Origin of the sequence: Glaciihabitans sp. INWT7 (genome assembly GCF_014217685.1) — a bacterium.
Taxonomy (GTDB): Bacteria; Actinomycetota; Actinomycetes; order Actinomycetales; family Microbacteriaceae; genus Lacisediminihabitans.
In genome coordinates this window covers 1,079,573-1,105,321 of the sequence record NZ_CP043653.1, presented here as the reverse complement: position 1 = coordinate 1,105,321, position 25,749 = coordinate 1,079,573, and the positions used below count along the sequence as shown (strand labels likewise).

Sequence of the window (25,749 nt, the reverse complement as noted above, 5' to 3'; positions counted from 1 at the left end):
GACGTTCGGCGCTTTCGCTTCGGGTAGCGCCTGTGCGAATATTCGCAACTGCGCGGGAAAGCACTGGTAAATGACGAAGCGATTGCTGGTGAGTGTGCTGTCCGGGGGTTTCGGTTAAGCCGAATTTTCTACCGGATGCATTGTCACTGTAGCACCTTTGAAGTCGACGGCCAGCAGGAGCGACTGCCACGGCGAGCCGGATCGTGCGGCGATGAGCTCGGCGGCGACGAGCCGCTGGGCGGGGTCGCTGCACAGCACGAGGATCGACGGACCGGCACCGGACACCACCGCCGGGAGCCCATGGGAGCGGAGTTCGAGGATGAGCGACTCGGTCTCCGGCATCGCGGCAGCACGATAGCTCTGGTGCAGTTTGTCTTCCGTGGCCGCGAGCAGCAATTCGGGACTCTGGATCAGGGCGGCGATGAGCAGCGCCGAGCGCGAGACGTTGAAGATCGCGTCTTCGTGGGGCACCGAGGCCGGTCGAAGACTGCGGGCGAGCTCGGTCGACATCGTCGACTCCGGCACCGCGATGAGCGGGGAGACTCCGCGGTGCACGATGAGCTTCTTGTGCTGCGGTCCGGCATCCGTGGTCCACGCGATGGTGAGCCCGCCGAAGAGCGCGGGTGCGACGTTGTCGGGATGCCCCTCGAGAGCGGTCGCGAGGGCGAGCAGCGCCCCGGAGTCGATGTCGACGATGCCGTCGAGCAAGCCCTTCGCCGCCATGATGCCCGAGACGATCGCGGCGCCAGACGACCCGAGACCCCGGCCGTGCGGGATGTTGTTGCGCGCCACGAGGTCGAGGCCCGGCAGCGGTTGCGAGTAGGCCGCAAAGGTGTAGGCGATGGCGGTGACGACGAGGTTGGACTCGTCGGTGGGCACCTCGCCTGATCCAACCCCGATGACCTCGACCGTCGCCCCCGGCGCATCCCGCACCGTGACGGTGAGCTCGTCGTAGAGCGAGAGCGCCAGGCCGAGGGTATCGAACCCCGGGCCGAGGTTGGCCGTGGTCGCGGGAACGCGCACGGTCACCGACCTTCCGGCGAACCCCTCGACCGAGGCCGACGGTGAATCGGCTGTGTTCACACGCTGACTTTGGCGAGACCGAGCACGCCGGCGACCTCGTCGGTGTCGTTCGCGACGACCGTGGGGGTGACATCCGACCCGTCAGCGGTCTTGAGAGCCCACTGCGGGTCTTTGAGGCCGTGGCCGGTGACCGTGAGCACGACAGTGGATCCCTTGGGGATCTCTCCGGCCGCGGCACGCTCCAGCAGGCCGGCGACGCTGATCGCCGAGGCGGGCTCCACGAAGATGCCGACCTCGGCCGAGAGGATGCGGTAGGCCTCGAGGATGTGCGTGTCGGAGATCGCTCCGAAGTAGCCGTTGGTCAGTTCCCGAGCGGTGAGCGCGAGCTCCCACGAGGCCGGGTTGCCGATGCGGATCGCGCTGGCGATGGTGTCGGGATTCTTGACGATCTTGCCGAGCACGATCGGAGCGCTGCCCGAGGCCTGGAAACCGAACATGCGCGGATGCTTCGTCGAGTCTCCCCGGGCCAGGGATTCGCCGTAACCCCGCGAGTACGCGGTATAGTTGCCGGCGTTTCCGACGGGAACGATGTGGATGTCGGGCGCGTCGCCGAGCACCTCGACCACCTCGAAGGCAGCGGTCTTCTGGCCCTCGATGCGGTCGTTGTTCACCGAATTGACGAGGTGCACGGGGTAGTTCGCGGCGAGGTCGCGCGCGATGTCGAGGCAGTCGTCGAAGTTTCCGCGGATCTGCAGCAGCTCGGCGTTGTGGGCGATCGCCTGGGCGAGCTTGCCCATCGCGATCTTGCCCTCCGGCACGAGCACGGCGGCCTTGATGCCCGCGTGCGTCGCATAGGCGGCCGCGGAGGCGGAGGTGTTGCCGGTTGAGGCGCAGATGACAGCCTTTGCGCCGGCCTCGACGGCCTTCGAGACGGCCATCGTCATGCCGCGGTCCTTGAACGACCCGGTGGGGTTCATTCCCTCGTACTTGACCCACACGTTGGCGCCGGTGCGCGCCGACAGCGCGGGAGCCGGGATCAGCGGAGTGCCGCCCTCGCCGAGCGTGATGATCGGAGTGGCGTCCGAGATGTTCAGTCGGTCTGCGTACTCGCGGAGGACTCCGCGCCACTGGTGGGCCATTATGATCCTTCTACTCTCAGTACGGACGTGACCCGCACGACGACATCGCTCGATTCGAGTTCGAGAACGGTCGCCGCGAGATCGGCTTCGGAGGCCTCGTGGGTGCCTATCACAAGGGTAGCGGTGGGCGTGGAGGTGATTACGCCACCGTAGACGGACTGGGTGAGCGTTTCGACCGATACTCCGTGCTCGCTGAAGAGTGCGGCGACGGCGGCGAGCACTCCCGGAGCATCCACGACGCTGAGGGTGATCTGGTAGCGGGTGATCACCCGGGAGATCGGCAGGATCGGCAGGTTGGCGTGCGTCGACTCCGCCACCCCCGGGCCGCCGATCACGTGACGTCGAGCCGCAGAGACGAGGTCGCCGAGCACGGCGGAAGCGGTCTCGATGCCACCGGCGCCGGCACCGTAGAACATGAGATCGCCCGCGGCCTCTGCCTCGATGAAGACCGCGTTCTTGGCGCCATGGACGGCGGCGAGCGGATGGTCGCGCGGAACCAGCGCCGGATAGACGCGAGCAGACACGCCCTCCACGCCGTCGGCATCCGTCAGTCGCTCACAGATCGCCAGCAGCTTGACCACATACCCGGCCTTCTTCGCGGCCACGACCTGCTCGAGCGTGACGGACGTGATTCCCTCGCGGTGAACGGACTCGAGGGGCACCGTGGTGTGGAACGCGAGGCTGGCGAGGATCGCCGTCTTCTGGGCGGCGTCGTAGCCCTCGATGTCGGCGGAGGGATCAGACTTCTCGGCATAGCCGAGGTCGGTCGCGGTGGCGAGCGCCGTTTCGAGGGACTCCCCCGCGGTGTCCATGCGATCCAGGATGAAGTTGGTAGTGCCGTTCACGATGCCGAGGATGCGCTTGATGCGATCTCCGGCGAGGCTGTCGCGCAGCGGACGGATGATCGGTATCGCGCCGGCGACGGCCGCCTCGTAGTAGAGCTGCGCGCCGACCTGCTCCGCCGCCTCGAAGAGCTCCGGCCCGTGTGTCGCGAGCAGCGCCTTATTGCCCGTGATGACATCGGCGCCGGAATTGAGGGCCTGAAGGATGAGCGTGCGAGCCGGCTCGAGGCCTCCCATGAGCTCGATCACGATGTCCGCGCCGAGGATGAGCGACTCGGCATCCGTCGTGAGCAGCTCTGTGGGGATCTCCGCCGTGCGGGTCGCGTCGAGGTCACGCACCGCGACACCCACCAGTTCCAGTCCGGCGCCCGCACGATTGGCGAGTTCCGGGCCGTGCTCGAGCAGCAGTGCCGCCACCTGGGCGCCGACCGATCCGGCGCCGAGGAGGGCCACTCGCAGGTTGCGGTACTCGATCATGGTGCTCCGTTCGGGTTGGGGCGTATCCCGGCGTCACGCGACAGCAGGTCGGCCTCGGTCTCTCCGCGCACGATCACGCGAGCCGCTCCGTCGCGCACGGCGACGACGGCGGGGCGGGCGAGGTAGTTGTAGTTGCTGGCCATCGCCCAGTGGTAAGCACCGGTGGCAGGAACGGCGAGCAGGTCCCCGGGCGTGATATCGGCCGGCAGGTAGTCGGCGAGCACCACGATGTCGCCGCTCTCACAGTGTTTGCCGGCGATGCGCACGAGGGCCGGCCGAGCATCAGAGGCACGATTCGCCAGCCGCGCCGAGTAGTCGGCGGCATAGAGGGCGGTGCGGATGTTGTCGCTCATGCCACCGTCGACGCTCACGTATTTGCGGATGGCAGTCACCGCATCGCTGACGGTCACTTCGACGTCTTTGATGGTTCCGACCTCGTAGAGCGTGAAGGTCGACGGCCCGACGATCGAGCGCCCCGGCTCGACGGCGACGATCGGCACGGGGATGCCGAGCCGCGCGCATTCGGACGCCACGATGCCCGCAAACCGGGCCGCGATCTCGGGCATCGCAAGGGCGGTGTCGACCGAGGTGTAGGCGATACCGAATCCCCCACCGAGATTCAATTCGGGGATCGGCCCGCCGGAGAGCAGCTCGGCATGCAGGCCGAGGAGTCGCTTCGCGGACTCGACGAAGCCGTCGGACTCGAAGATCTGCGAGCCGATATGCGAGTGCAGCCCGAGGAAATGCAGGGTTTCGTGCGAACGGATGCGAGCGACCGCGTCGGGGGCGTCGGCGAGGGTGATGCCGAACTTCTGGTCTTCACGGGCCGTGGCGAGGTACTCGTGGGTGTGAGCGTGCACCCCGCTGTTGAGACGCAGACGCACGCTCTGAACGCGAGAGTGGCGAGCCGCGGCATCCGCGATCCGCTCGATCTCGATCAGGCTGTCGACCACCAGCACACCGACGCCGACACCCACGGCGCGGTCGATCTCGCCGAGGGACTTGTTATTGCCGTGGAAGCCGAGCCGGGAGGGATCGACTCCGGCAGCGAGGGCCACCGCCAGCTCTCCCCCACTGCAGACGTCGATGTACAGCCCCGCTTCGGTCACCCATCGGGCGATCTCGGTGGAGAGGAACGCCTTGCCGGCGTAGTAGACCTTCGAGGCCGATCCGACTGCAGCGAATTCGCGATCGAAGCACTCCCGGGCTTCGGTGGCGCGGGCGCGCACGTCGGCCTCGTCCACCACATAGAGCGGGGTGCCGAACTCTGCGGCGAGAGCGGATGCCGTGACCCCTGCCACTTGGAGCACCCCGGATGCCGCGCGCCCGGCGTTTTGCGACCAGACGCTCGCGGGCAGCGCATTCGCGTCGGTGGGCGGGCGGAGCCACGCGGGCGCCAGCGGATTGGCGCTCACGCGCACACCCCCTTGGTCGTGAGGAGGGCGCTGCCCAGGGTGACGTTTTTACCCGCGACCGCCAGTTCGAGGGACGAGCCCTTCACGGTCACGGAGTCGAGGGAGAGCTGCTTGGGCAGGTACCGGGCGACACAGATCTTCTGGGTCGCGAGCACCGGGTCGGCGAGCGGCCCGAAAGTCGATCGCAGTCCATCGGGCGTCACCGTCGCACCGTTCACCACCAGTGATTTCGGGGTCAACTCCAGTTGGCCGTCGACGGCCCGGGGGGTGAACGCGATCGCGACCGGCACGGTCACGCCGAGCGCGGTGACGGAAGTGCCGATCTGCACGGCGCCGGATGCGATCTTGACCGAGGTGACCGGCAGGGACGTGAATCCCGCGAGCAGCTTCTTCAGCTCCTCCGGTGAGGTGACGACAGCCAGCCGAGCGCTCTCGAGCGGCTTCGACTGGCTGAGGGGCACTCCCGTGGCCGTGAGGGTTGCCCTGCCGCTGACGTCGCCGACACCGAGCTTGGCGATCGCGACATCCACCCGCTCGAACTTGCCGATCGCCGCCTGGTAGAGCACCGAAGCTCCGGCGATGTCGACCGTGACCGGTGTCGAGTCGGCGATGGAGAGAGAGCTTCGCGCCTTGGCCTCGATCAGGTTGCCCGCGTACCATCGGGCCCCCGCGTCCAGGGCGACGACGATCACGACGAGGATCACGAGAAAGACGCCGAGTCCGATCCATCCGCGCCCGCGCCGGCGCACGATCTCCGTCTCGACGAAGGGGAAGGGATCCGGTTCGTCCGCGGCAGTGTCGTCCGGGTACTCACGCCCCGACCGGCCGAGGTTCCAGTCGTATTGCTCGCCGTCCTGTGACGCCATGGGCTACATCCGCTCCGGCGCGGACACGCCAAGCAGCCCGAGAGCATTGCGCAGCACGGTGCCGGTGGCGTCGTTGAGCCACAGGCGAGTGCGATGCTGGTCGGTGACCGGTTCGTCACCCAGGGGCGTGACACGGCAGTTGTCGTACCAGCGGTGATACGCGCCGGCGAGCTCTTCCGCGTAGCGGGCGACCCGGTGCGGCTCCCGCAATTCGGCGGCCTGGGTGACCACACGAGGGAATTCGGCGAGCACACCGAGCAGGCTGCTCTCCGTCTCGTGCGTCAGCAGTGAGGCATCGAATGCGCTGCGGTCGACCCCGCTGTCAGCGGCGTTTCGGGCGACCGACTGCGTGCGGGCGTGCGCGTACTGCACGTAGAAGACCGGATTGTCATTGGTGCGTTTGGTAAGCAGGTCGAGATCGATGTCGAGCTGAGAGTCGCTGGAGGAGCGCACGAGCGCATAGCGCGCGGCATCCACTCCCACGGCCTCGACGAGGTCTTCGAGCACGACGACGGTTCCGGCGCGCTTGCTCATGCGCTGCGGAGTGCCGTCCTTGAGCAGATTGACCATCTGGCCGATCAGGATCTCGAGATTCACCCGCGGAACGTCGCCGAACGCCGCCGTCATGGCCATGAGTCGCTGCACATAGCCGTGATGGTCGGCGCCGAGCATGATCAGATTGCGTTCGAAACCCCGCTCGCGCTTGTTGAGGTAGTAGGCGAGGTCACCCGAGATATAGGCACCGTCGCCATCGCTTTTGATGACGACCCGGTCTTTGTCGTCGCCGAACTCCGTAGTGCGCAGCCACGTGGCGCCCTCGGATTCGTAGATGTGCCCGAGGTCGTTCAGCCGCTCGATCGCCTTCTCGACGTCACCGTTCTCGTGCAGGGCGTTCTCGTGGAAGTAGACGTCGAAGTCCACGCCGAAGTCGTGGAGACTCGCCTTGATGTCGCCGAACATGAGATCGACGCCGATAGCGCGGAAGGTCTCCTGCTGGTCGTCGCGAGGGAGTGTTGACAGGTCGTCCTGAGCGATCTCGACAACCCGGGCCGCGATATCGGAGATGTACTGCCCGCCGTAGCCGTCTTCTGGCGTTGCTTCGCCGAGGTAGCTCGCCACCAGGCTGCGCGCGAACCTGTCGATCTGGCCACCGTGGTCGTTGAAGTAGTACTCGCGGGTGACGATCCCGCCCTCGGCCTGGAAGATGCGGGCGAGGCTGTCGCCCACCGCCGCCCAACGGACTCCGCCGAGGTGGATCGGTCCGGTGGGGTTCGCCGACACGAATTCCAGGTTGATCATCACGCCCTCATAGAGGGTGCCGTTGCCGTAGCTGGATCCCTGCTCGACGATCGCCTTCGCGAGAGCACCGGCCGCAGCGGCGTCGAGGCTGATGTTGATGAAACCGGGGCCCGCGACATCCACGGCCGAGACGCCAGGGATCGAGCGGATGCCGTCGGCGAGTTCCAGGGCGAGCTCGCGAGGGTTGGTCCCGACCTGCTTCGCGAGCTTCATGGCGATGTTGGACGCCCAGTCGCCGTGGTCACGGTTCTTGGGGCGTTCGACCTTCACGTCGTCGAGGGACAGGCCCGAGGCATCAGCTCCCCGTCGCTGGAGCGCACCGGTGACGATGGCGAGCAGCTGGGCGGAGAGTTCGGCGGGAGTCACGAGCAACGATTCTATCGGGCGCCATCGGGCGCCTTGCTGGCGCGCCCCGCGGTGCGATGAATGAGACTGGGTGAAGATAGAGGAACGCTTACCGGGGGGCTTCTCACACCATGAACAGCATCGTCGATACTCGACTGCGATCGACCATCGTCGTGGTCGCACTCGCCGCGACCGTGACCCTCGGCCTCGCCGGTTGCGTGCCTGAGCCGAAATCCTCGACCGGTGCGACGCCGAGCACGTCCTCTGCGCCGAGCGCTTCACCGTCTGTCGTCCCGTCACCGACGTCGTCTCCGTCGTCGACCGCAAGTGCCACGCCGACGAATATTGCGTGCAACACCCTCGTCTCCGCGCAGGCCGTCTACGACTTCAACCCCAACTTCGGACTGGACCGCTCCTTCTCACCGAAGGCCGGGACTGCGGGCGCGACCGCGATAGCGGACAAGGGCACGGCGTGCAGCTGGCTCAACCAGACGAGCGGCGACACCTTCGCGATCGCGGTGGCCCGGCCCGCCGCGCCCGAGGTCGCCTCGCTGAAGGCGACCGCAGCGAATGGCACAGCGGCGTCGGGGCTCGGGGATGCCGCCTACTTCTCGACGAGCGGCGGAGCCGGGCGGGTCGACGTCTTCACCGGCTCGTACTGGCTGGTCGCGACATCCGTCTATTTCGGATCCGCCGCGGACGCGAACGCACTCGTGACGGCCGCGCTCGGCGCGCTGAAATAGTTCTCAGCGCAGCTGCACCTGCTGCTGGAAGTCATCGCTCGGCAGCTCGTCCACGATCGCCAGAACCTGCAGATCGAGCAGGGTGAGATTGGCCCAGTGGTTGGTGAGGAAGGCGATGTCCGCCGCATCCCGGCCGGTGGAGATGCGCAACAGGCTCTGGCGCGGCGCGAGCCCCGTGGCATCCACCACGTGCCACTGGCCGTCGATGAAGGCTTCCGCGACCGCATGGAAGTCCATCGGGCTGAGCCCAGGGGCGTAGACCGCCGCCATGCGGGCGGGCACGTCGATGGCCCGCAGCAGTGCGATCACGAGGTGGGCGTAGTCCCGGCAGACCCCCTGGCGGGCGAGAAGGGTGCCCACCGCGCCATCCGTTACTCGGCTCGATCCCGGGACGTAGTACAGGCGGTCATGCACCCAGGAGCTGACGGCGGTGAGCAGTTCGAGCCCGCTGAGTCCACGGAATTCGGAGGATGCGGTGGGCAGCAGCGTGTCGGACTCGCAGTAGCGGCTGGGCCGCAGGTAGATGATGGTGTCGAGATCGTCGGCCGATGCCGGCAGAGACTGTCCGGTCACCTCCGCCGCATAGTCGATGGTCATGCGACCTTTGTCGCTGATGAGCTGGTGCAGGCGAGAGCCGTGGCGATCGACGAGCTCGCCCGGGGTGAGGGTCACGCCATCGAGGCTGATGTCGAGGCGCTCGGAGGCGAGGGCCGCCCCCTGGGCGACGGCGAGACTCAGCACCATGCTGGTGCGACCGGCGATGTCGAGTTCGAGGTGGGCGGCGACGTTACGAAGCATGCGACGATCCTGCCAGAGGAGTGTTACCGCGGGATGTCGCGAGGCTCCGCCGGGATGTTCAGGGCCAGAGCAGGTCCCGGATCCAGCCCTCGCCGTCGCGGCGGTAGCGCAAACGCAGCTGGTCGCGCTCGCGCGCGGCCTGCCAGAACTCGAACTCGACCGGCCGCACGAGGTAGGCCTGCCATTCTTCGGGCACATAGTGCGGATCGGCGTCGATCCGCTCTCGAGCCGCGCTCACTGCGGCCTCGTACTCGGCTTCCGTGGCCGGCAGTGGCTGGCTCTGCTGCCCACCCGCGGCAATCGCCCGCGCATTGGGGTGGCGCTTCAGGAAGTCGATTCGCGCCAATTCGCGCGACCCGCGCTCCACATCCCCCACCACTCGGATCTGCCGGCCCTGCTCTCGCCAATACAGCAGAAGTGCTGCCCGCGGGTGCGCTTCGAGGTCCTGACCCTTGGGGCTCGAGGAAAGCGTGGCGAACCAGAGGCCCTCCGGCGTCACGTCTTTGAGCAGGAGTGTGCGGGCGGATGGTTCGCCCTCTGCGCTCACGGTCGCAATGGTCATCGCGTGGGGCTGCGAAACCCCGGCGTCGAGCGCGAAGCCCAGCCACTGAGTGAGCAGCTCAGACGGGTCGGCGGGGGCCGCATCCGTGTCGAAGGTGGGCAATTGTCCGCTGAAGACGGTCAGCGCGCGCAGCCGGTCGCGCCAGGAAGCATCGGTCATGGCTGCAGCCTACGTTTCGCCCCGACCGTGCGGCTGGCAGCGGGCTGGTAACGTAGACCTGCACTTGAGCCCCCATAGCTCAGGGGATAGAGCACTGCCCTCCGGAGGCAGGGGCGGCAGTTCGAATCTGCCTGGGGGCACATTGGCAGCTGCCAACTCTGTTCGGATTTTGACACCGAGACCGGACAAGCCTCTTCGAAGGCGCTTTTGCCGCCGCATCCGGTGCGACTACCGCGTCACGATTGAGGCGCCTCATCGCGAATCTGTTGCGGGCAGGTCATTCGGTCACGGCGATCAATCTGGAGCCACGATTCGCAGGTGTTGCCTGCCAATTCGCGTTGACGATCTTCCACAAGCGCAATAGCTGTGGAGCCAGAACGGCCGGTCAAGAATCGAACTCGAGAAGCGCACCGCGACCAGGTGGAGCAGGAGCCGCCGGGTTGAGGCTGCGCAGCATTTCATGAAAGGCCTGGTCCACGCGGGCGACCTCAGCGGTGGCGTCAAGATCCATCATCAGCCCCCGAATGACCGCGAGGACCAGCGTCGATGACCCCGCCCGGCCGATGGATGCCAGGCCTTCCTCGAGGGGACCCAAGTAGTGCCCCATAAAGTGGTGTAACTCCTGGTGGCCGGCTCGTCGCGAGACGTAAGCGCGGTCACCGTGTGAGACCTTCGAGAAGTCTCTTACCTCTACTCGAAAGGCATCATCACGATGACCGCTCCACATATTGTCGACCCTGCACGCCTTCTTGGCGAAGCCCTCACCGATGCGTCCCCCGATCTGATGCGCAGCCTGCTGCAAACCATGATCAATGCGCTGCTCTCGGCGGATGCCGACGCGGTGATTGGTGCCGAGTGGGGCAAGGCCAGCCCCGATCGCACCGCCCAACGGAACGGTTACCGGCATCGTGACCTCGATACCCGGGCCGGGACGATCGACGTCGCTATCCCGAAGCTACGCTCGGGAACGTATTTCCCGGAATGGCTCCTCGAGCGCCGCAAACGGGCCGAGACTGCGCTGATCACGGTCGTCGCGGACTGCTACCTCGCCGGCGTTTCGACCCGCCGCATGGACAAGCTCGTCAAGACGCTCGGGATCCACTCGTTATCGAAATCGCAGGTGTCTCGGATGGCCGCGGAGCTCGACGAGCACGTGAACGAGTTCCGTCACCGTCCGTTGGGGGATGCGGGCCCGTTCACGTTCGTCGCCGCCGACGCGTTGACCATGAAGGTCCGGGAGGGTGGCCGGGTCATCAACGCGGTCGTGCTCGTCGCGACCGGGGTCAACGCCGACGGGCGCCGCGAAGTCCTCGGCCTCAAAGTCGCCACCTCGGAGACCGGCCCGGCATGGAACACGTTCTTCGCCGATCTCGTTGCACGCGGCCTGACCGGAGTCCGACTCGTCACCTCCGACGCCCACCGCGGCCTGGTCGAAGCGATCGCTGCGAACCTGCCCGGAGCGAGCTGGCAACGCTGCCGCACCCACTACGCCGCGAACCTGATGAGTGTGACCCCGAAGAGTCTTTGGCCGGCCGTGAAAGCGATGCTCCACTCCGTTTACGACCAACCCGACGCTGACGCCGTTCACGCCCAATTCGACCGGCTCTTGGACTACGTCGACGGGAAACTCCCCGACGCCCACGAACACCTCGACAACGCCAGAGCGGACATCCTCGCGTTCACCACCTTCCCCGAAGGACTCTGGCAGCAGATCTGGTCGAACAACCCCAACGAGCGCCTCAACAGAGAAATCCGTCGCCGCACCGACAGCGTTGGGATCTTCCCCAACAGAGACGCGATCACCCGCCTCGTCGGCGCCGTCCTCGCCGAACAGACCGATGAATGGGCCGAAGGCCGCCGCTACCTCGGCCTCGACATCCTCGCCAAATCCCGCCTCACCCTCGTCCCCGACACCGGAAGCGAGGTGACCGAACCAGAACTGGCCCTCAGCGCATAATCCTTAGCTCGAAGGAAAACCGGCTACACCACTACCTGGGACTTGACCGGGACCCAGCCAGTCGGTCGTGGCTAGTCGCCGAAAACCCGGCCAGAGAGAGCGCTCGGACTGCTCGCGCAGCTGCCCAAACATACGAAGGAACGACTGCCCATCCGGGCCGGTCATGCTCCCCCACGCCCTACCGAGCGTGGCCGTGTAATCCTCGTCTGGTACGACGCGCAAGAGGTCCCCGAAGCTGGCGAGCTGCCGCTGCCGGGCGTGGCGGAGGACGGCGAGGAACAATTCGTCTCGCGAGCCGAAGTGATACAGCAGCATGCGCGAGGATGCTCCGGTTGCGTGGACAAACGGCGCAAGGCGGTCGGGAAGGCCGTGCGCGAGGGCGTGGTCGGTGCATTGATCGAGGAGCCGGTCGGCGATCTCCGGCTGCTGGTGTCGGCCCATGAGACGATCTTTTCACGTAACGATCGCTACGTGTACCGTTGAATGTGACTCTCATCGAAAAAGGAAAACAAAATGGATGTCATCTTCGTGCACGGTGCCTTGGTGCGAGAGGGGGCATGGTGGTGGCGCGTGACGGCCGACCTCCTGCAAAAACGAACGGGGGTCTTGAGTCGAGCGGTCGCTTTGCCGTCGTGTGGCGAAGGGGATCCGGATGAGGCTGCCGGGGGGCTCGTCGCAGACGCCGAGGCTCTTCGCCGCGAGCTCGATCGGCTCGGCGCTGCGATTGTGGTCTGTCACTCCTACGGCGGAACAGTCCTCGCTGAGGCGGGGAGCCACCCGTCTGTTTCGAACCTGCTGTACATCTCCTCGTATCTGCCGGAGGTGGGACAGTCGCAGGGCGCGATCATGAGCGGAGAACAAAACCCGGTCACTGTCGATGAGGTCAGCGCCGGGCTGATCGGTATCGCCGGATACGATGCCGTGTCCTTCGGCGCGCGGTTCTTGCAGGATGGGGACCGTTCGACCCAGGAGGAAGCGTGGCGCCGCGTAACCCCTCAGAGAGTCGAAGCGTTTGCAACACCCACGTCCCAAGCGGGCTGGAAGAATATCGACTCTACCTACCTCATCTGCGGCGACGACCGCAGCACATCACTCGAGCTGCAACGCTTCCACGCCGCCCGGGCGACACGTTTCGCCGAAATCCCCACAGGTCATCATCCGTTCCTCACCAGGCCCGACCTCGTTGTGGCTCAGCTCGAGACGATCCTCGCTAAGAATGCGGCCTAGTCTGTAGAACCGACTCCCGAACGACTCTCGCGCGCGGCGGAGCGAAAAATCACCGCGACGCAAAGCCGCCTGCGATGGCGACTACCGCTCGACGCGTGACGCGCTTCTCGGAATGACTGGGCAAGCGATTCTTACACGCGAGGCGTCCTTCGACGCATCGCGATCGGCTTTGGCCAGACGTCTGCCCCGGACATCGGCGTGCCGATGCGCATCTTGCCTGCATTCACTACCTTCACCGCAGGGGACCGCCCTTATCGATGAGCGTGGTGTCCATGGACGGACAACACTGTGCAGACAGAACCGCAGCGCGACGGCGTCGGTTGCATTCAGCGATGGCTCTGGGAAACCAGCGACCACCCGGCGCGGTGGTCTGTAGAACTGTGGGGCCGGGCCAAAATCTGTGGAGCGAGCGGTGATCTCGAAAGGGGAAGTAGCCTCGCCGTATGCCTTCATCGTCCCCTCGGGCCACAATCATCGACGTGGCCGAGCTTGCGGGGGTCTCTCGCCAGACGGTGACTCGTGCACTGAACGATCTCGCCGACGTGAAACCGTCCACAAAACAGCGCGTCATCGCGGCCGCCCGAACCTTGAACTACCGCCCCAACCGGGCTGCGCAGAGTCTGGTCCAGGGACGCCGGACGACAGTGGGGCTGATCATCGATGACCTCAGCAACCCCTACTTCGCGGAACTAGCATCGATCCTTTCTCGCCAGGCCGCTGAACGGGACTGGAGCTTGCTGCTCTGCGACGTCGGCTCAGACCCGATCCGTGGCCGCGCACAAGTGGCCTCCATGGTGCTCGGAGTCGACGCGGTTTTACTCACCGGGTGCCGCAGCGACACCCTGTCCCTTCTTCCCGAAGACGTCTTAGAAGGCGCGGGGCTTCGAATTCCGATCGTCATGCTGGACGGACCCGAACATCCACGCCTTGACGCTCGCGTCGTGCTGGACCTCGCCCCCGCGATGGCCGAGGCCCTCCACCACCTGCATGGAACTGGGCGGAGGAACATTGCATTCATCAACTCCACGGAAGGTCCCCGCGACAGGCTGAACCTCTATCGCCATTACGTTGAGGCGATGGGTCTTCCGGGCTTTGACCGGCCAGAGTTCGCGGGCGAGGAATCTCTGGACGGCGGCGCTCGAGCAGCCCGCGACGTGCTGGCAGGCTGGCCCGGCGTCGACGCACTCCTGGTCTATAACGACATCATGGCCTTTGGTGCCCTTAAAGCCCTCGCCGCAGCGGGCAAGAACGTGCCCAGCGACATCGCCGTCATCGGAATCGACGGGTTGGCCATGGGGCGTGCAGTAACCCCGGAGCTGAGCACCCTCGCTATCGACAAATCGCGGCTCGCCTCGTCTGCTTTGACCGCTCTCGCTAGTGCCCTACACGACGACTCTCCTCAAGGAACTTCGTCCACCATCAGCGCCGTGCCCCTCACACTCACGCTGCGGCACTCTGGCTGAGCGACTAGGCAACAGACTTCAAATGCCCGCACCGCTGGGCTGGACGACCCCTCTGTCACTCTGATAGCGTCCTAACCGTGAACGTTCACGGTAATCAAACCAATCCCCTTTCCGTTTCATCGCCGGACGTTCCTTCGTGGCGAAATGCGGTCATGGTGCTCTTCGCCCTCGGCGGTATCGCGCTCGCGACCTGGGGCCCCCGTCTGCTGAGCATTCGAGACTCCCTGAACATCGGAGACGGTCTTGTCGGTCTCGCCTTGGCGGGAGTCACAATCGGTTCGATCACCGGTGTTGCACTGTCGTCGCACGTTCTGGCGCGTCTGGGTCCGAAGAGAGCTATCGGAAGCGCCGCGATCCTTATCGCCACCGGGATCGCCATCGTGGGTTCTGGCGCGGGATTCGCCGCGTCGGTGCCTGCCACCGCCGTCGGGTTCATCGTCGTGGGCTTGGGCGTCGGAAGCTTCGACGTCATGATCAACGTTCAAGGTGCCGCGGTGGAAAAGGCCGCCGACAAAACCTTGATGCCTCTCCTGCATGCCGCCTGGTCCGCTGGAGCCGTCGTCGGATCCGGGATCGGCGCCGCCGCGGCAGCCCTCAGTATCGACTTCGTGTGGCAATTCCTCGCAGAGGCTGCCCTCATTGCCATCGTGGGTCTTGGCGCCACCCGATACCTACACGTTCCTACCGCAGAGGCGGCACCGCTCGACCCCTCGGCCGGCACCTCATGGTGGGTGCGCCTGGGACAATCGGTGCGGAGACTCCTTGACCCGCGCCTTCTTTTGATCGGCCTCGTCATGCTCGGCGCCGAACTCGGCGAGGGCACGGCGAACAGTTGGCTGTCACTCTCAGCCAGCGACGGTCACGGGCAAACCGAGACGATCGCGGCATTGTTCTTCACCGTCTTCGCGATCTCCGAAACGGCCGCCCGGGTTGCCGGCGGTCCCGTCGTTGATCGAATCGGCCGGGTGGCGACCATCCGGCTGACGACCGCCATCGGGGTTGTGGGCCTGGTGATCTTCATCCTCGGCGGCCCTGTGTGGTTGGTGTTGACCGGGGTAGTGCTGTGGGCGGTGGGCGTCTCCATGGGGTTTCCCCTCGGAATGTCGGCGGCAGCCGAGAGCGGCCCGAACGGGGCCGCCAGAGTCAGCGCAGTCGCCTCAATCGGCTACCTCGCCAACCTGGCCGGCCCACCCATCATCGGCAGCTTGTCAGAAGCAGTCGGCCTCCTGAACGCGTTCTGGCTGGTCGTGGCGTTACTGGCGGTGGCATTCATAGCCGCCGGCTCCTTCGCCACCCGCCCACGAGCGGGCATATCGACCGCCGACAAGGACGCCCAACGACTCGCCAAGAGCTAAACCTTGCCACGTCCTCCTACCGGGCCAACCGTCCCGCCCCCCGGGTTGGTCACCGCTGGCATTGCTGGTCAAGGCACTGGCCTCCAGCTGTCGAGCCCACAGCGATGGACAGTATTCCTCGTCGCGCCTAGGGTGAGCCCATGACTGATGTCCGGCCTCTTGACCACACATTCACCACGGTGTTGCAGGGCAATATGGGGCCCAATAACTGGACCTGCGCAATCATGGCGGACTCGCTGGCCACTCTCGGGACGGGTAAGGCCATCAAGGTCGTCGCGACGGTCGAGGGCAATACTTTCACCACGTCGATGCTGCCTCACAAGGGCGGACACATGCTTCCGATCAGGAAATCCTTGCAGGACGCCATCGGCAAGCACGCCGGGGACACAGTGACTGTGCACCTGGGCGAACTCCAGGATTGAAGGAGCTCCGCGCGCAGCGTCGAGGCCCCGATTCCGCTCCCTCAGGGGTTCGAGTTACGGTCCAGTGGCGAGAGGGCGGGTTGATTCGCGACACATCTGACCGGCCGCGGGTTCGATCAGTTCGCGCGGGTTCCTCCGCGTCGCGTTGCGGGGTACTCGGCGGGCATGCCGGGACCAAGTTGGATGCCGATCTCGTCTGCGGGCACTCTGCCGCACGCCTCGCACGTGGCGACCGCGTGCACCGCGCCGCCAGCACAGGCAGTGTGTCGGTACAGGATCGGCGGTTCGATGGGAGAGGCCCACGCGTCGCCCCACTCGGTAAGGGCGATGAGCGCAACGGCAAGCGCGCGTCCCTTGGTCGTGAGGATGTAGTCGGCTGAACCTTCGCGCGCCAGGATGCCGCAGGCCACCAACGATTCCAGTCGGGAGGTGAGCACATTGGTCGCGATCCCGAGATTGTGTTGAAAGTCGCCGAAACGCGTTACGGAACCGAACATGGCGTCGCGGATGATGAGCAGGCTCCACCGCTCGCCGACGAGTTCGAGTGATCGTGCGATCGAGCACACCTGGCTGTCGTAAGAATTACCCAACATGGTGCGAATCTACTACTTGCATGATGCAAGTGCCGCGAGCTACATTGTGTTTCACGCAAACCGGGAAGGTCTCTCCTTTTGAGACGGAAGCAAGGGAGCACAAAGATGACCGCGAACTTCACCACGACGATCACCGTGGACGCCACACCACGACAGGCGTTCGACGCGATCAACGACGTTCCGGGGTGGTGGGGGCGGATCACCGGCTCCACCACCACAGTGGGCGACGAGTTCGTCTACGTCGTCCCCGGGCTGCACTACAGCGGCTTTCGCGTCAGCGAACTCGCCCCCGGAAGTCGTATTGCGTGGTTTGTCACCGGCAGCTACCTCGACTTCGTCACCGACAAGCGTGAGTGGACCAGCACAACCGTCCGATTCGACATCAGCGAGACCGACGAGGGAACCCGAGTCACCTTCACCCACGACGGCCTCAAGCCCGAAGACGAATGCTACGAGATCTGCTCGAACGCATGGGGCATGTTCGTGAACGGGAGCCTCAAAACCTTCATCGAAACCGGCAAAGGCCAGCCATACACATTCGATGGCAACGAGACACTCACCGCCGCCGACCACGCAGAGCTGCACCATCAGGTGGCCGAAGCCGCCGGAGTCACGAGCGAACCGAGCTGACGCGAATCAGGAAGCCGGGAGCGGAACCCCCTGTCGAGACGAAAGGAGTCGCGCTCACCGTCCGGCTTGCGGGCACGGGCGTCCACCGCCCCTAGACCGGGATGAGGCCCCGATGTTTCCCCTGCGGGAAAAAGACCGTGATGTAATCGCCGGGTCGGGCAACTCCGGAGTCACCACAGGACCTTCTCCTCGCGCAGGGAACGTGCCCTGAAAAATCACGGGCCGCGAGATGTTCCCGAGGGCACCTTCGCCCGGCCGTGAAGTATCAGCCGAACTCGCTCAAGATGGCGTGAGCGGTCCATGGTTGTGCACCGCTGCTGTCGGTCCACGTCACCGAAAGCGCGCACCACGCCATGACCCACGACCGCAGCACCTCTGCGTCGAGCCCCGAGTGCTCGCTGACGATCGCCAGGCGGCGGTGAAAATTGGATACCGCCACGTCCGCGGTGGGGTTGCAGAAGATATTGGCGTAGTCGAATGCGCGGTAACCAAACAAGCCTTTAGGATCGATGGCCAACCAGCGGCCGTCGAAATCCAGGACATTGCCGTGATGGAGGTCCCCATGGAGAACCACCTGGCCTTCTGCGTGCGAGACCTCCAGCAGTTCTCGCGCCATGACCGCCGCGCGCGCCATGCTGCCGGCTTGAAACCGTGCCGCGTCGGCGCCGACCAGGTCCTGGAACCATCGAGACAATGGCACGACCCCCACGGGCGCCGCCGAAATTGCAGAGGCGCCGTGGAGAAACGAGATGGTTGCGCAGAGGATGTTGGTGGCCTCATCATCGAGACCTGTCTGGCACATCGTGGTCAAGTCCCGCCGCCCGGATGCCCGTTCCATGAGCACGGCCTGGTCACTGACTTCGTACACCTCGGCTGCGGCATCTCCTGACCACCATGCCAGCACCGTGCCACCTCGGCCCTCCTCGGCGATCCGAGCGACCTTGAGCATGACGTCTCGATCGTGCCAGCGCCCCGGAACCAGCCAGCTGGAAGGCGTCGTCACCGTTTCGCCGTGCGGCTGAACAGCCCAGCGGTCCACATAGACCGGCACCGATCCCGCAACCCACTCCATAAGCACGATCGTACGGGTGTGCAAACCGGGCAGTTCCCGCCACTATCCGTCGGGAACATCCGCCTCGCGCAAGCCGTCATCAATCGACGCAGACTCGGCCCGCCACACGTTGGGCGGGTTGACGGCACATCTACCGCGGTCACCGTCAGGCTCACGGGCTGAAATTAATCAAGCACCGCTAAGGGAAGCATCCCGCACTTTGTTGACCGATCGTTCTTGAATGATCGTTTCCCAATCCGTAGTCTGAGGGGATGGGCCGGAACAGAACATTCATCGAAGCTGACATCGTGGCTCAATGCGCGGAAGTGTTTCGCAGCGGTGGTTACGAAGGAACGTCGATAGACGACCTCGTCGTGGCGACGGGCCTGCATCGCGGGAGTCTGTACAAAGCGTTCGGGAGCAAACGCGGTCTCTTCGTTTTGGCGCTGAGGCAAAGCGCCGGGCAAGCAATCCCCACGAATGATGCAACTGACTTGCTCCTCGTCGCCCTCATGGAGCTCGCGCGGCGGGACCCCGAAATTCGAGCCATCGCGTTCGACATCTTGTCGGGCAGAGCATCCGAACACACCCCACAGTCTCTCGGGGAGCGACTCCTCGAGCGCGCCCTCGAAACACTTACCGAAGAATCCACGACAAAGGATCCCGCATGAACATCATCACCCTGACCGACACGATGCTTGTTGTCGAACCACAGGGACTCGACAAGCTGTGGTCATTCACGCGCAAGTTGGAAATACCCCTCAGCCATGTGCGCGGTGCGACATTCGACCCCGGTGCAAACCACGAGCCGAAGGGGCTCCGCGCCCCAGGACTGGCCGTACCGGGCAAATGGGCGGGAAGTTTCAGTAAGGACGGCGACAGGTCGTTCTGGAACGTCAGTGCTCCCAACGAAACAGTCGTGATCGAGTTGCTTGACGAGCACTACACACGACTGGTTCTCACCGTGGATCAGCCCCGGTCCGTTGTGGATGCCATCAACATCGCCGTGCAGTCCGCATAGAGAATTGTCGACGAAGGTTGCCCAGCGACCCGACCGCTGTTCCGTTGGCTCGGCCATCTGCGAGCCAACGCGATTACGGTTAGAGGATGCTCACAAACGATCCGCTGCCCGAACGCCCCGCTCCCGACAACCCTTCGGGGAAGTTGGTCTTGCTGCGCCATGGGGAGACGGAATGGTCCAAGGAAGGACGCCACACCGGCCTCACGGATGTTCCGCTCACTGCTCGAGGTGAGGAGCTTGCCCGCGGCGCAGGTCGGTTGGTCGCTGGCTACGATTTCTCACTGGTTCTGAGCTCCCCTCTGCAGCGCGCGAAGCGGACCGCCGAACTGGCGGGCCTGCATGCCGACGTCGATCCGCTCCTCGTCGAATGGGACTACGGCGGATACGAAGGGCGCACCTCGCGCGACATCCGCAGCGAGCTCGGTTACAACTGGAGTGCTTTCACGCACGGCGTGATTCGGGGCCAGACGCCCGGCGAGACGGTGGAGGAGGTCGCCGCGCGCGCCTCGCGCGTGCTCACGCGAGTGCTGCCTGCAATGGTGGAGGGAGATGTCGCCCTGATCGCACACGGTCACTTTCTGCGTATCCTGACCGCCGTTTTTCTGCGGATGGCCCCCCGTTTCGGGGCTCAGATCACCCTGGACGCGGGATCAGTGTCCGTGCTCAGTTTCTACCGCGAGCAGCCGGCAATCCTTTCGTGGAACTACGGCGCCGAGCTTCCCATGGTCCCCTCGGAGTCCTGAACTCGTCAGGCAGTGAGCCATCCGGGGAACGTCGGTCGACGTGTTTTCGCCGATCGCGTTTGCTTGCCTGGAGGCATCGGCGCGCCGGCGAGCGCATTCGCGGGCGCTTCAGCTTCTTCGACGAAAAGTCAGACATCACGATTGACGGGGTAGCGCGGCCACGACCGATAACGCCCCGGTCAGAGGAGACCCGTGAACTGCAACCTCGAGTTGCCCGTTTCGCTCCGTGTAGAGGGTGCAACTCGTGAGTCGGGGCGCTCCGCGACCAGCGGCGTGGATATCGTCCCCACGCGGCATGGCGACCCGCTGCGCCAACGGTGGGACGGGCGGGCAGCCTTCCGTCTCGCCGAAAGCGACTCTCACCCCGGGAGTGGGCGTCGCTCGTAGCGCTTGCTGACGTTCACTCCACGCGGTCGCTATCGCAGGGATCGAAGTGGGTGCGGCGACCGGGCGTAAATGTGGGCGGATGCGATGCCCAACCACAAGAATTGCGCCAGTACGGCGACCCACAGCAGGAGCACGCCGATCGGCTGGGATGACAGGGCGGCTCCGCCGACGAATCCGAGGATGACGAGCAGGCCGAGCACGATGCTCCCCGTCGCCCGACCTCGCGCCCCGACACTGCGGCTCCATGCCGAATACGCGAAGGCTGCAACCGCGATCGCAAGGAACCCCAGGGCGCCGAACAGGAGGTGAAGGATGCCGCTGAGTGTAAACGTGCCGCCCGCGGATCCCACGGGGAATCCTTCGACGGGGTCGGGGCCAAAAATGGCGCTCAACACCAAGCCCGCGCCGTAGACGATCACCAGCACACCCATGGCCAAGCCCCGTCCGTTGCGAATGGCGCGAAGCATGCCGAAGGCCGCGACGACCGCCATGATGCCGGTGAGGATCAGGTTCGTGCGCTGCAGCCATCCGAGGTCACCGAGCGTCAGCAGCGACAGCGAGTGGCGCCTGAGATCGAACCCGGGCCTGGTGAACGCAAGCACCAGACCGAAGATCACATAGAACGGACCGGCGATCACACCCTAGCCGAGAAGGCTGCGGGTGACGGCCGCGCCGCCGTCGAGGTCGGGATTGCCTGCCATTTCATCTCCTGCTCTCTCGAGTGCAATACTGCACTCGGCGAAAACGTAGCATCCCCGCGAGCAGCGTGACAATCGACCAAGGAGCGCAATGCCTGAGAAGGAGGACCCGCGGGTCGTCAGATCTCGTGCCCACGTCCTTGAGGCAGCGCGTCAGGTCTTCCTTGCAGATGGCTACCAAGCTGCGACCGTGGATCATATTGCTGAGGTAGCGGGGGTGGCCAAACGCACCATCTATAACCTCTACCGCGACAAGGATTCGCTTTTTCGCGCGACGATCCTCAGTGCGATCGAGATCGCGGACGCGTTCACTGCGTCGCTCGAGACCGATCTGCGACAGTTAGACGATCCCGCGAGCGAGTTGCCCGCGATTGCGGCTCGTCTTGCGGAGTCCACTCTTCTCGGCCCGGCGGTGCCCCTCCGCCGCCTCGTGATCATGGAGTCCGCCCGATTCCCCGAGCTGGCAGCCGAGTACCGCACGCGCGCACCCGAAAAAGTACTGGGTGCGCTGGCCACGTTGTTTGCCAGCATGTCAAAGGCGGGAACACTCGTCGTGGCCGACGAGCACGTCGCCGCCGAACACTTCGCCTATCTCGTGATGGGCGCCGATCTTGACCGGGGAACCTTTTCAGGCTCCCATCCCACTCGCGAGCGCGTCTCGAAACGAGCGCACGCGGGAGTGCACGCGTTCCTCAGCGCATATTCACCGTCCGCATAGGGCAGCCTCCCGCTGAGAAGCGCAATCGACGGCCGTGACGCGATGACGAACTTTCGGCGGGACTGTCGAACTGCCAGGCGCTGTTCGACTGTGAGTGAGCCGGGGTGGCTCGCCGTCACGCTCACGACGACATCCTCGCGACCGTCGCTGGTCGGAATGGGTGTGGGGTCGTTCGCCGGACGTGGAATCACGCCTCCGAGCGAGCTCCCTCTCCCCCGACCTCCGCCAGAAGTATGCGATTTCGAAGACCATCCCGCTGCGCGCCCGTCATGGTCCGTCCTAAATAGTCGGCTCGCCCGCGATCTCGCGCAGTGCTTCGAGATGGGCTCTCCACGCCCGGCGCCCTTGGCGCGTGAGCGTGAGCGATGTGCGGGGCATTTTTCCAGCGAAGGACTTGCCGACCGCGAGATATCCGTCGGCTTCGAGCAACGAGACCTGCTTGCTCAGCGCAGAATCGGTGATCTCGACCGCATCGCGGACTTCTCCGAATCCGAGCGTGCCGGCACGATCGAGGGCCGCCACGATCGAGAAGCGAACGGGGTTCTGGAGGTGGTCGTCGAGTCGGTGTCGTGGATGCTGTTCGATAGCGGTCACGAGCGCGCCTCGCGCGCCGCGCAGACCATAGCCACGATAAGGATGAGGCCAGAGGCCAGTCCGGCGAGGAGAACGGATCCGTGCGCCCAGATCACCACGGCGAGGGCGGCAGCGTAGGTGACGAACCAGCTCACGATGTACCCGGCCCAACGGCGGCTGCGCGCGAAGGCGGACCGGCCCTGGATGCTCACCATGAAGAAGATCATCAACGCGAACATCACGACGAGAGTGCCGAAGTAGGCGAGGCCGAATGCAGTGCCCGTCGCCAGCGCCATTGCGAACGTTCCCATCGAGGTCGCCACGCCGAGCGCGAGGATGAAAGTGATGTATGGCCAGCGAGTGGCGTTATGCGCCGAGCGGCTCAGCCGGTCGGCCCGATCCAGGAGGAGCTGAGCCTCAGAGGCAGTGATGGTGGGAGTGGTTTCCATGACGATCCCTTCTTTGTTCCACTCTAAGCAACTACTTGCCAATATTGCAAGTAGTTGCTTGAAGCGATACAACCGCAATCGGGCCCGGGAATCGTCCCGCTCGCAGCACAGAGACGCCATCGTCACCAGCACGGCGTCGTGGATGCTCGATCGCCAGCACGGTCTGCGTGTGATTGTCGCTGTCACCCCCGAATGTGACGTCGTGGCTCTCGCAAATCTTCGACTCTTCGCGCGGCTCTCTGCGGGCAAGAGGGGACTGTGCTTGGACGATCTCTTCACTCTTCCCGGCGCGCGGGGAACCCAGTGCAAGAGCCCCCATGCAAGAGCCCCCGTGCAAGAGCACAGGGCATCGCGTCTTGGTCAGACTCAGACTCAGACTCAGACGAGTGCGGTGCGGGAGTCTGCGGCGTCGATGAAGCCGCGTCGCACGCCAGACGAATCGTGCGTCACGCCGGGGGTGCGAGCTCTTCGGCGGTGAGGTTGTGCAGCTCCGCCAGAAGGTCGGTGGCGATGTCGGCCAGCGCGCGAGTCTCGCCGTCGCGAATCCATTGAGCGAACGCCATCCTGAACACGGTCCCGCCGGACTCCGCCGCGAGCGTGGCGGTGGGTTCGGGTATCCCCCGCTGACGCAGGGCCTCGGCGACCGTGGTGGCGAGGCCGGACATCTTGTGGGTTTCGCGTTCCTCGAGTGCGGGGTTCGCATCGATCACCGTCTGACGGAGTCGGGAGTATGGTCGGCGCTCTTCGGGAAAGAGGGATGTTCCGGCGTGGAGCGCCGATGCGACGACCGCCATGGTTGGGGCGTCGGACGGCGCCGCATCGATGCCATCGAGGAACGCCTGCAGAAAGAGCTCCTGGCCGTAGAAGAGCACCTCCCGTTTGTCGCTGAAGTGGCGAAAGAACGTTCGTTCCGTCAGGCCGACGGACTGCGCGATCTGAGCGGTGGTCGTCTGCTCGAACCCGTGGGCCGCGAAAAGGTCGAGAGCCGCGGCCTGCAGCCGCACCTTCGCACCCGGTTCCCAGCGCACCATGGACTCCATCCTAGTGATGACAGCGACTGTTATGAGGTGTACGGTGATGTCTGCGGCTGACATCAGTCGCGCGAAATGGAGTTGTGTCTCATGCATGTTTTTGTCACCGGAGCATCCGGATGGATCGGCTCAGCCATCGTCGATGAACTTCTCTCACACGGGCACGGGGTCACCGGCCTCGCCAGGTCCGACGCCTCGGCCTCTGCCCTGACCACGAAGGGCGCCCAGATTCGGCGGGGAGATCTCGATGACCTCGAGAGCATCCGCGCCGGTGCGGAGGATGCGGATGCCGTGATCCACCTCGCGAACAAGCACGACTGGTCCAATCCTGCGGCGTCCAACGCGGCCGAGAGGGCATCCGTGCAGACGATCGGCGACGCGCTTGCAGGCAGCGACCGGCCATTTCTCTTCGCCTCCGGTGTGGCCGGACTCACTCCGGGAAGACCGTCCACGGAACAAGACCCGTCGCCGTACAGTGGTCCGGAGTCGCCGCGCGGCGGGGCTGAGAACCTCGCGTTCGAGTTCGTCGAACACGGTGTGCGGTCCATCGCCCTGCGTTTCGCACCGACCGTTCACGGAGTGAGTGATCACGGTTTCATCGCCTATATCGTCGCCGCAGCGCGCGAAAAAGGCGTCTCGGGCTACCCGGGTGAAGGAACGAACAGCTGGGCGGCCGTGCCGCGTCTCGACGCCGCGCGGATGGTCCGCCTCGGGCTGGAGAATGCCCCCGCCGGTTCCCGGCTGCACGCCGTCGCCGAAGAGGCCGTCCCGACCCGCCGGATTGCGGAGGCCATCGGCCGTGCGCTCAACCTCCCGGTAGCCTCGGTCGCCGCCGCAGATGTCGCGGGCCACTTCGGATTCATCGGCAACTTCTTCGGCATGGACCTCACCGCCACGAGTGCGGCGACTCGCGGGTTGCTGGGGTGGACACCGACCGGCCAGTCGCTGATCCAAGACATCGATGCCGGCGCGTATTCTGCCTAGTCGCACCCAAATGGCAGGCCACCCTGACCACATCCTCGAGATCTTCCCCTGATCTTCCGGCACGAGCTCGCCCTTCCGCCGCGCGATCGTGCGAATCGGGGCGGCTCGACGAGCGTGCGGATCTCGCGTCGCCTCCGGGACGACAAGACGGGTGTCCGATTCCGCGATGATGCGACTCAGCGCGGAAGGTGGCGCGCCACTCGGTCGAGGAAGAATTCCGGGTCGAAATCGTGGAAGATGGCCGCCTGCAGGATGAACCCTTGGCTCGCGGCGAGGAATAACGGAGTCTGCTCCCGAGCGACGGTGTCGGCCGCCTTCGGGTCGAGCCCGTGCTCCCGCTGCTGCCAGAGGGAGATATACGCGCGGTACGCCGAGACGAGCCGGTCGAACACGCCGGATGCGAGCGCTCGCAACTGCAGATCTGTGACCGCCTCCCCCCAGAGCTGCACGAGAATCGCCGGTGAGCCCAGCTCGCCGATCATGCCCCGCATCAGCACGCCAAGCAGCTCGCTCGGCGGCGGCATCGGCGTGGAGTCGGCGAGCCTCGAGATGTCGTGCACGCGCCCGCCGATGACCCTGCTCGCCACGTCGAACACGATGTCCGATTTGCTCGAGAAGATGCCATAGATCGCGCCGGCCGACATCCCCGACTCCGCGATGATGTCCGCCATCGATGTCGCATGAAATCCTCGGCGGCTGAATGCTCGAAGCGCGGCCCCGGCGATTTCCGCGCGCTTGGCGGTGCGGTACTCCTCGCTCACTTTAGGCATGCCTCAGCA

General features: G+C 65.3%; 28 protein-coding genes and 1 tRNA gene. 14 read left to right on the top strand and 15 right to left on the bottom strand.

Annotation, left to right across the window (positions count from 1 at the left end; genetic code table 11):
• Window positions 1-114: 114 nt before the first annotated feature.
• From thrB to argS, 6 genes are read right to left on the bottom strand one after another with little or no spacing between them, the layout of a single operon-like run.
• The gene (thrB, locus tag F1C58_RS05485; protein WP_185203260.1) at window positions 115-1,083 is read right to left on the bottom strand and encodes a homoserine kinase; all 969 of its coding nucleotides are present in this window, start codon (window positions 1,081-1,083) and stop codon (window positions 115-117) included.
• Window positions 1,080-2,162: a threonine synthase gene (gene thrC, locus F1C58_RS05480; protein ID WP_185203258.1), complete on the bottom strand. Its 1,083-nt coding sequence runs from the start codon at window positions 2,160-2,162 to the stop codon at window positions 1,080-1,082. Before thrC ends, thrB begins: the two co-directional genes overlap by 4 nt.
• Window positions 2,162-3,481, bottom strand: coding sequence for a homoserine dehydrogenase (locus F1C58_RS05475; protein WP_185203256.1), 1,320 nt, complete (start codon window positions 3,479-3,481; stop codon window positions 2,162-2,164). The genes thrC and F1C58_RS05475 overlap by 1 nt, the downstream gene beginning before the upstream one ends.
• A complete protein-coding gene (gene lysA, locus F1C58_RS05470) occupies window positions 3,478-4,896 on the bottom strand; it encodes a diaminopimelate decarboxylase (protein WP_185203254.1) in 1,419 nt (472 codons plus the stop codon). Before lysA ends, F1C58_RS05475 begins: the two co-directional genes overlap by 4 nt.
• A complete protein-coding gene (locus F1C58_RS05465; RefSeq protein ID WP_185203252.1) occupies window positions 4,893-5,762 on the bottom strand; it encodes a DUF2993 domain-containing protein in 870 nt (289 codons plus the stop codon). The genes lysA and F1C58_RS05465 overlap by 4 nt, the downstream gene beginning before the upstream one ends.
• Window positions 5,763-5,765: 3 nt before the next feature.
• A complete protein-coding gene (argS, locus tag F1C58_RS05460; RefSeq protein ID WP_185203250.1) occupies window positions 5,766-7,427 on the bottom strand; it encodes an arginine--tRNA ligase in 1,662 nt (553 codons plus the stop codon).
• Window positions 7,428-7,537: 110 nt separating this feature from the next.
• Here argS and F1C58_RS05455 point away from each other — a divergent pair, with 110 nt between their 5' ends.
• Window positions 7,538-8,149, top strand: a complete 612-nt coding sequence (locus tag F1C58_RS05455; RefSeq protein ID WP_185203249.1) for an arginyl-tRNA synthetase — start codon at window positions 7,538-7,540, stop codon at window positions 8,147-8,149.
• Between the two features lie 3 nt (window positions 8,150-8,152).
• On the opposite strand, the gene F1C58_RS05450 is transcribed toward F1C58_RS05455, so the two are convergent.
• Entirely contained in the window at window positions 8,153-8,947 is a 795-nt protein-coding gene (locus tag F1C58_RS05450; protein ID WP_185203247.1) for a transglutaminase family protein, read from the bottom strand.
• Between the two features lie 58 nt (window positions 8,948-9,005).
• Window positions 9,006-9,668, bottom strand: a complete 663-nt coding sequence (locus F1C58_RS05445) for a pyridoxal 5'-phosphate synthase (protein WP_185203246.1) — start codon at window positions 9,666-9,668, stop codon at window positions 9,006-9,008.
• A gap of 68 nt (window positions 9,669-9,736) precedes the next feature.
• Here F1C58_RS05445 and F1C58_RS05440 point away from each other — a divergent pair.
• From F1C58_RS05440 to F1C58_RS05410, 7 genes are all read left to right on the top strand, one after another.
• A tRNA-Arg gene (locus tag F1C58_RS05440) sits at window positions 9,737-9,808 on the top strand.
• Between the two features lie 572 nt (window positions 9,809-10,380).
• On the top strand, window positions 10,381-11,625 hold the full coding sequence (locus tag F1C58_RS05435; RefSeq protein ID WP_185202876.1) for an IS256 family transposase: 1,245 nt from the start codon (window positions 10,381-10,383) through the stop codon (window positions 11,623-11,625).
• A gap of 336 nt (window positions 11,626-11,961) precedes the next feature.
• Window positions 11,962-12,108 (top strand): hypothetical protein, encoded by a 147-nt coding sequence (locus F1C58_RS05430; protein ID WP_185203244.1) that lies wholly within the window; start codon window positions 11,962-11,964, stop codon window positions 12,106-12,108.
• Window positions 12,109-12,138: 30 nt separating this feature from the next.
• Window positions 12,139-12,852 carry an alpha/beta hydrolase gene (locus F1C58_RS05425; RefSeq protein WP_185203242.1) on the top strand — a complete coding sequence of 238 codons (714 nt, stop codon included), beginning with the start codon at window positions 12,139-12,141 and terminating at the stop codon, window positions 12,850-12,852.
• 479 nt (window positions 12,853-13,331) lie between these two features.
• Window positions 13,332-14,315, top strand: coding sequence for a LacI family DNA-binding transcriptional regulator (locus tag F1C58_RS05420; RefSeq protein ID WP_185203240.1), 984 nt, complete (start codon window positions 13,332-13,334; stop codon window positions 14,313-14,315).
• A gap of 152 nt (window positions 14,316-14,467) precedes the next feature.
• Window positions 14,468-15,670 carry an MFS transporter gene (locus F1C58_RS05415; RefSeq protein WP_185203239.1) on the top strand — a complete coding sequence of 401 codons (1,203 nt, stop codon included), beginning with the start codon at window positions 14,468-14,470 and terminating at the stop codon, window positions 15,668-15,670.
• Between the two features lie 140 nt (window positions 15,671-15,810).
• Window positions 15,811-16,092, top strand: a complete 282-nt coding sequence (locus F1C58_RS05410) for a DUF1905 domain-containing protein (RefSeq protein WP_185203237.1) — start codon at window positions 15,811-15,813, stop codon at window positions 16,090-16,092.
• Between the two features lie 116 nt (window positions 16,093-16,208).
• On the opposite strand, the gene F1C58_RS05405 is transcribed toward F1C58_RS05410, so the two are convergent.
• On the bottom strand, window positions 16,209-16,685 hold the full coding sequence (locus tag F1C58_RS05405; protein ID WP_185203235.1) for a helix-turn-helix domain-containing protein: 477 nt from the start codon (window positions 16,683-16,685) through the stop codon (window positions 16,209-16,211).
• 105 nt (window positions 16,686-16,790) lie between these two features.
• Here F1C58_RS05405 and F1C58_RS05400 point away from each other — a divergent pair, with 105 nt between their 5' ends.
• Window positions 16,791-17,315 carry an SRPBCC domain-containing protein gene (locus F1C58_RS05400; protein WP_185203233.1) on the top strand — a complete coding sequence of 175 codons (525 nt, stop codon included), beginning with the start codon at window positions 16,791-16,793 and terminating at the stop codon, window positions 17,313-17,315.
• A 265-nt stretch (window positions 17,316-17,580) separates the two neighbouring features.
• Here the strand turns inward: F1C58_RS05400 and F1C58_RS05395 are convergent, their stop codons facing one another.
• A complete protein-coding gene (locus F1C58_RS05395) occupies window positions 17,581-18,387 on the bottom strand; it encodes an aminoglycoside phosphotransferase family protein (protein ID WP_185203231.1) in 807 nt (268 codons plus the stop codon).
• 251 nt (window positions 18,388-18,638) lie between these two features.
• Between F1C58_RS05395 and F1C58_RS05390 the strand changes: the two genes are divergently transcribed.
• The 3 genes from F1C58_RS05390 to F1C58_RS05380 all read left to right on the top strand — a co-directional run bounded on the left by F1C58_RS05390 (window position 18,639) and on the right by F1C58_RS05380 (window position 20,130).
• Window positions 18,639-19,037 carry a TetR/AcrR family transcriptional regulator gene (locus F1C58_RS05390; protein ID WP_185203229.1) on the top strand — a complete coding sequence of 133 codons (399 nt, stop codon included), beginning with the start codon at window positions 18,639-18,641 and terminating at the stop codon, window positions 19,035-19,037.
• Complete coding sequence (locus tag F1C58_RS05385) at window positions 19,034-19,387, top strand: hypothetical protein (protein WP_185203228.1); 354 nt, start codon at window positions 19,034-19,036, stop codon at window positions 19,385-19,387. Before F1C58_RS05390 ends, F1C58_RS05385 begins: the two co-directional genes overlap by 4 nt.
• Window positions 19,388-19,473: 86 nt before the next feature.
• Window positions 19,474-20,130: a histidine phosphatase family protein gene (locus F1C58_RS05380; RefSeq protein WP_185203226.1), complete on the top strand. Its 657-nt coding sequence runs from the start codon at window positions 19,474-19,476 to the stop codon at window positions 20,128-20,130.
• A 416-nt stretch (window positions 20,131-20,546) separates the two neighbouring features.
• On the opposite strand, the gene F1C58_RS05375 is transcribed toward F1C58_RS05380, so the two are convergent.
• Window positions 20,547-21,155, bottom strand: coding sequence for a DUF998 domain-containing protein (locus tag F1C58_RS05375; protein WP_219732040.1), 609 nt, complete (start codon window positions 21,153-21,155; stop codon window positions 20,547-20,549).
• Between the two features lie 151 nt (window positions 21,156-21,306).
• Here F1C58_RS05375 and F1C58_RS05370 point away from each other — a divergent pair, with 151 nt between their 5' ends.
• Window positions 21,307-21,933 carry a TetR/AcrR family transcriptional regulator gene (locus F1C58_RS05370; protein ID WP_185203224.1) on the top strand — a complete coding sequence of 209 codons (627 nt, stop codon included), beginning with the start codon at window positions 21,307-21,309 and terminating at the stop codon, window positions 21,931-21,933.
• A gap of 279 nt (window positions 21,934-22,212) precedes the next feature.
• Here F1C58_RS05370 and F1C58_RS05365 read toward each other — a convergent pair whose 3' ends face one another.
• The 3 genes from F1C58_RS05365 to F1C58_RS05355 form a co-directional block, all read right to left on the bottom strand.
• Window positions 22,213-22,527 (bottom strand): transcriptional regulator, encoded by a 315-nt coding sequence (locus tag F1C58_RS05365; RefSeq protein ID WP_185203222.1) that lies wholly within the window; start codon window positions 22,525-22,527, stop codon window positions 22,213-22,215.
• Entirely contained in the window at window positions 22,524-22,955 is a 432-nt protein-coding gene (locus tag F1C58_RS05360; RefSeq protein ID WP_185203220.1) for a chemotaxis protein CheY, read from the bottom strand. Before F1C58_RS05360 ends, F1C58_RS05365 begins: the two co-directional genes overlap by 4 nt.
• Window positions 22,956-23,401: 446 nt before the next feature.
• Window positions 23,402-23,986 (bottom strand): TetR/AcrR family transcriptional regulator, encoded by a 585-nt coding sequence (locus F1C58_RS05355; protein ID WP_185203218.1) that lies wholly within the window; start codon window positions 23,984-23,986, stop codon window positions 23,402-23,404.
• 90 nt (window positions 23,987-24,076) lie between these two features.
• On the opposite strand from F1C58_RS05355, the gene F1C58_RS05350 reads away from it, so the two are divergent.
• Window positions 24,077-24,970, top strand: a complete 894-nt coding sequence (locus F1C58_RS05350; protein ID WP_185203216.1) for an SDR family oxidoreductase — start codon at window positions 24,077-24,079, stop codon at window positions 24,968-24,970.
• Window positions 24,971-25,146: 176 nt separating this feature from the next.
• Here F1C58_RS05350 and F1C58_RS05345 read toward each other — a convergent pair whose 3' ends face one another.
• Complete coding sequence (locus F1C58_RS05345; protein ID WP_185203214.1) at window positions 25,147-25,740, bottom strand: TetR/AcrR family transcriptional regulator; 594 nt, start codon at window positions 25,738-25,740, stop codon at window positions 25,147-25,149.
• Window positions 25,741-25,749 lie beyond the last annotated feature (9 nt).

Excerpts from the sequence above, each read along its gene's own strand:
- F1C58_RS05370 (WP_185203224.1), top strand. The coding sequence starts at position 21,307 with ATGCCTGAGAAGGAGGACCCGCGGGTCGTCAGATCTCGTGCCCACGTC.
- F1C58_RS05355 (WP_185203218.1), bottom strand. The coding sequence starts at position 23,986 with ATGGTGCGCTGGGAACCGGGTGCGAAGGTGCGGCTGCAGGCCGCGGCT.
- F1C58_RS05405 (WP_185203235.1), bottom strand. The coding sequence starts at position 16,685 with ATGTTGGGTAATTCTTACGACAGCCAGGTGTGCTCGATCGCACGATCA.
- thrC (WP_185203258.1), bottom strand. The coding sequence starts at position 2,162 with ATGGCCCACCAGTGGCGCGGAGTCCTCCGCGAGTACGCAGACCGACTG.
- F1C58_RS05380 (WP_185203226.1), top strand. The coding sequence starts at position 19,474 with ATGCTCACAAACGATCCGCTGCCCGAACGCCCCGCTCCCGACAACCCT.
- F1C58_RS05395 (WP_185203231.1), bottom strand. The coding sequence starts at position 18,387 with ATGGAGTGGGTTGCGGGATCGGTGCCGGTCTATGTGGACCGCTGGGCT.
- F1C58_RS05435 (WP_185202876.1), top strand. The coding sequence starts at position 10,381 with ATGACCGCTCCACATATTGTCGACCCTGCACGCCTTCTTGGCGAAGCC.
- F1C58_RS05445 (WP_185203246.1), bottom strand. The coding sequence starts at position 9,668 with ATGACCGATGCTTCCTGGCGCGACCGGCTGCGCGCGCTGACCGTCTTC.
- F1C58_RS05385 (WP_185203228.1), top strand. The coding sequence starts at position 19,034 with ATGAACATCATCACCCTGACCGACACGATGCTTGTTGTCGAACCACAG.
- F1C58_RS05360 (WP_185203220.1), bottom strand. The coding sequence starts at position 22,955 with ATGGAAACCACTCCCACCATCACTGCCTCTGAGGCTCAGCTCCTCCTG.
- F1C58_RS05415 (WP_185203239.1), top strand. The coding sequence starts at position 14,468 with ATGGTGCTCTTCGCCCTCGGCGGTATCGCGCTCGCGACCTGGGGCCCC.
- F1C58_RS05350 (WP_185203216.1), top strand. The coding sequence starts at position 24,077 with ATGCATGTTTTTGTCACCGGAGCATCCGGATGGATCGGCTCAGCCATC.
- F1C58_RS05390 (WP_185203229.1), top strand. The coding sequence starts at position 18,639 with ATGGGCCGGAACAGAACATTCATCGAAGCTGACATCGTGGCTCAATGC.
- F1C58_RS05410 (WP_185203237.1), top strand. The coding sequence starts at position 15,811 with ATGACTGATGTCCGGCCTCTTGACCACACATTCACCACGGTGTTGCAG.
- F1C58_RS05455 (WP_185203249.1), top strand. The coding sequence starts at position 7,538 with ATGAACAGCATCGTCGATACTCGACTGCGATCGACCATCGTCGTGGTC.
- F1C58_RS05450 (WP_185203247.1), bottom strand. The coding sequence starts at position 8,947 with ATGCTTCGTAACGTCGCCGCCCACCTCGAACTCGACATCGCCGGTCGC.
- F1C58_RS05345 (WP_185203214.1), bottom strand. The coding sequence starts at position 25,740 with ATGCCTAAAGTGAGCGAGGAGTACCGCACCGCCAAGCGCGCGGAAATC.
- F1C58_RS05425 (WP_185203242.1), top strand. The coding sequence starts at position 12,139 with ATGGATGTCATCTTCGTGCACGGTGCCTTGGTGCGAGAGGGGGCATGG.
- F1C58_RS05465 (WP_185203252.1), bottom strand. The coding sequence starts at position 5,762 with ATGGCGTCACAGGACGGCGAGCAATACGACTGGAACCTCGGCCGGTCG.
- F1C58_RS05400 (WP_185203233.1), top strand. The coding sequence starts at position 16,791 with ATGACCGCGAACTTCACCACGACGATCACCGTGGACGCCACACCACGA.
- F1C58_RS05475 (WP_185203256.1), bottom strand. The coding sequence starts at position 3,481 with ATGATCGAGTACCGCAACCTGCGAGTGGCCCTCCTCGGCGCCGGATCG.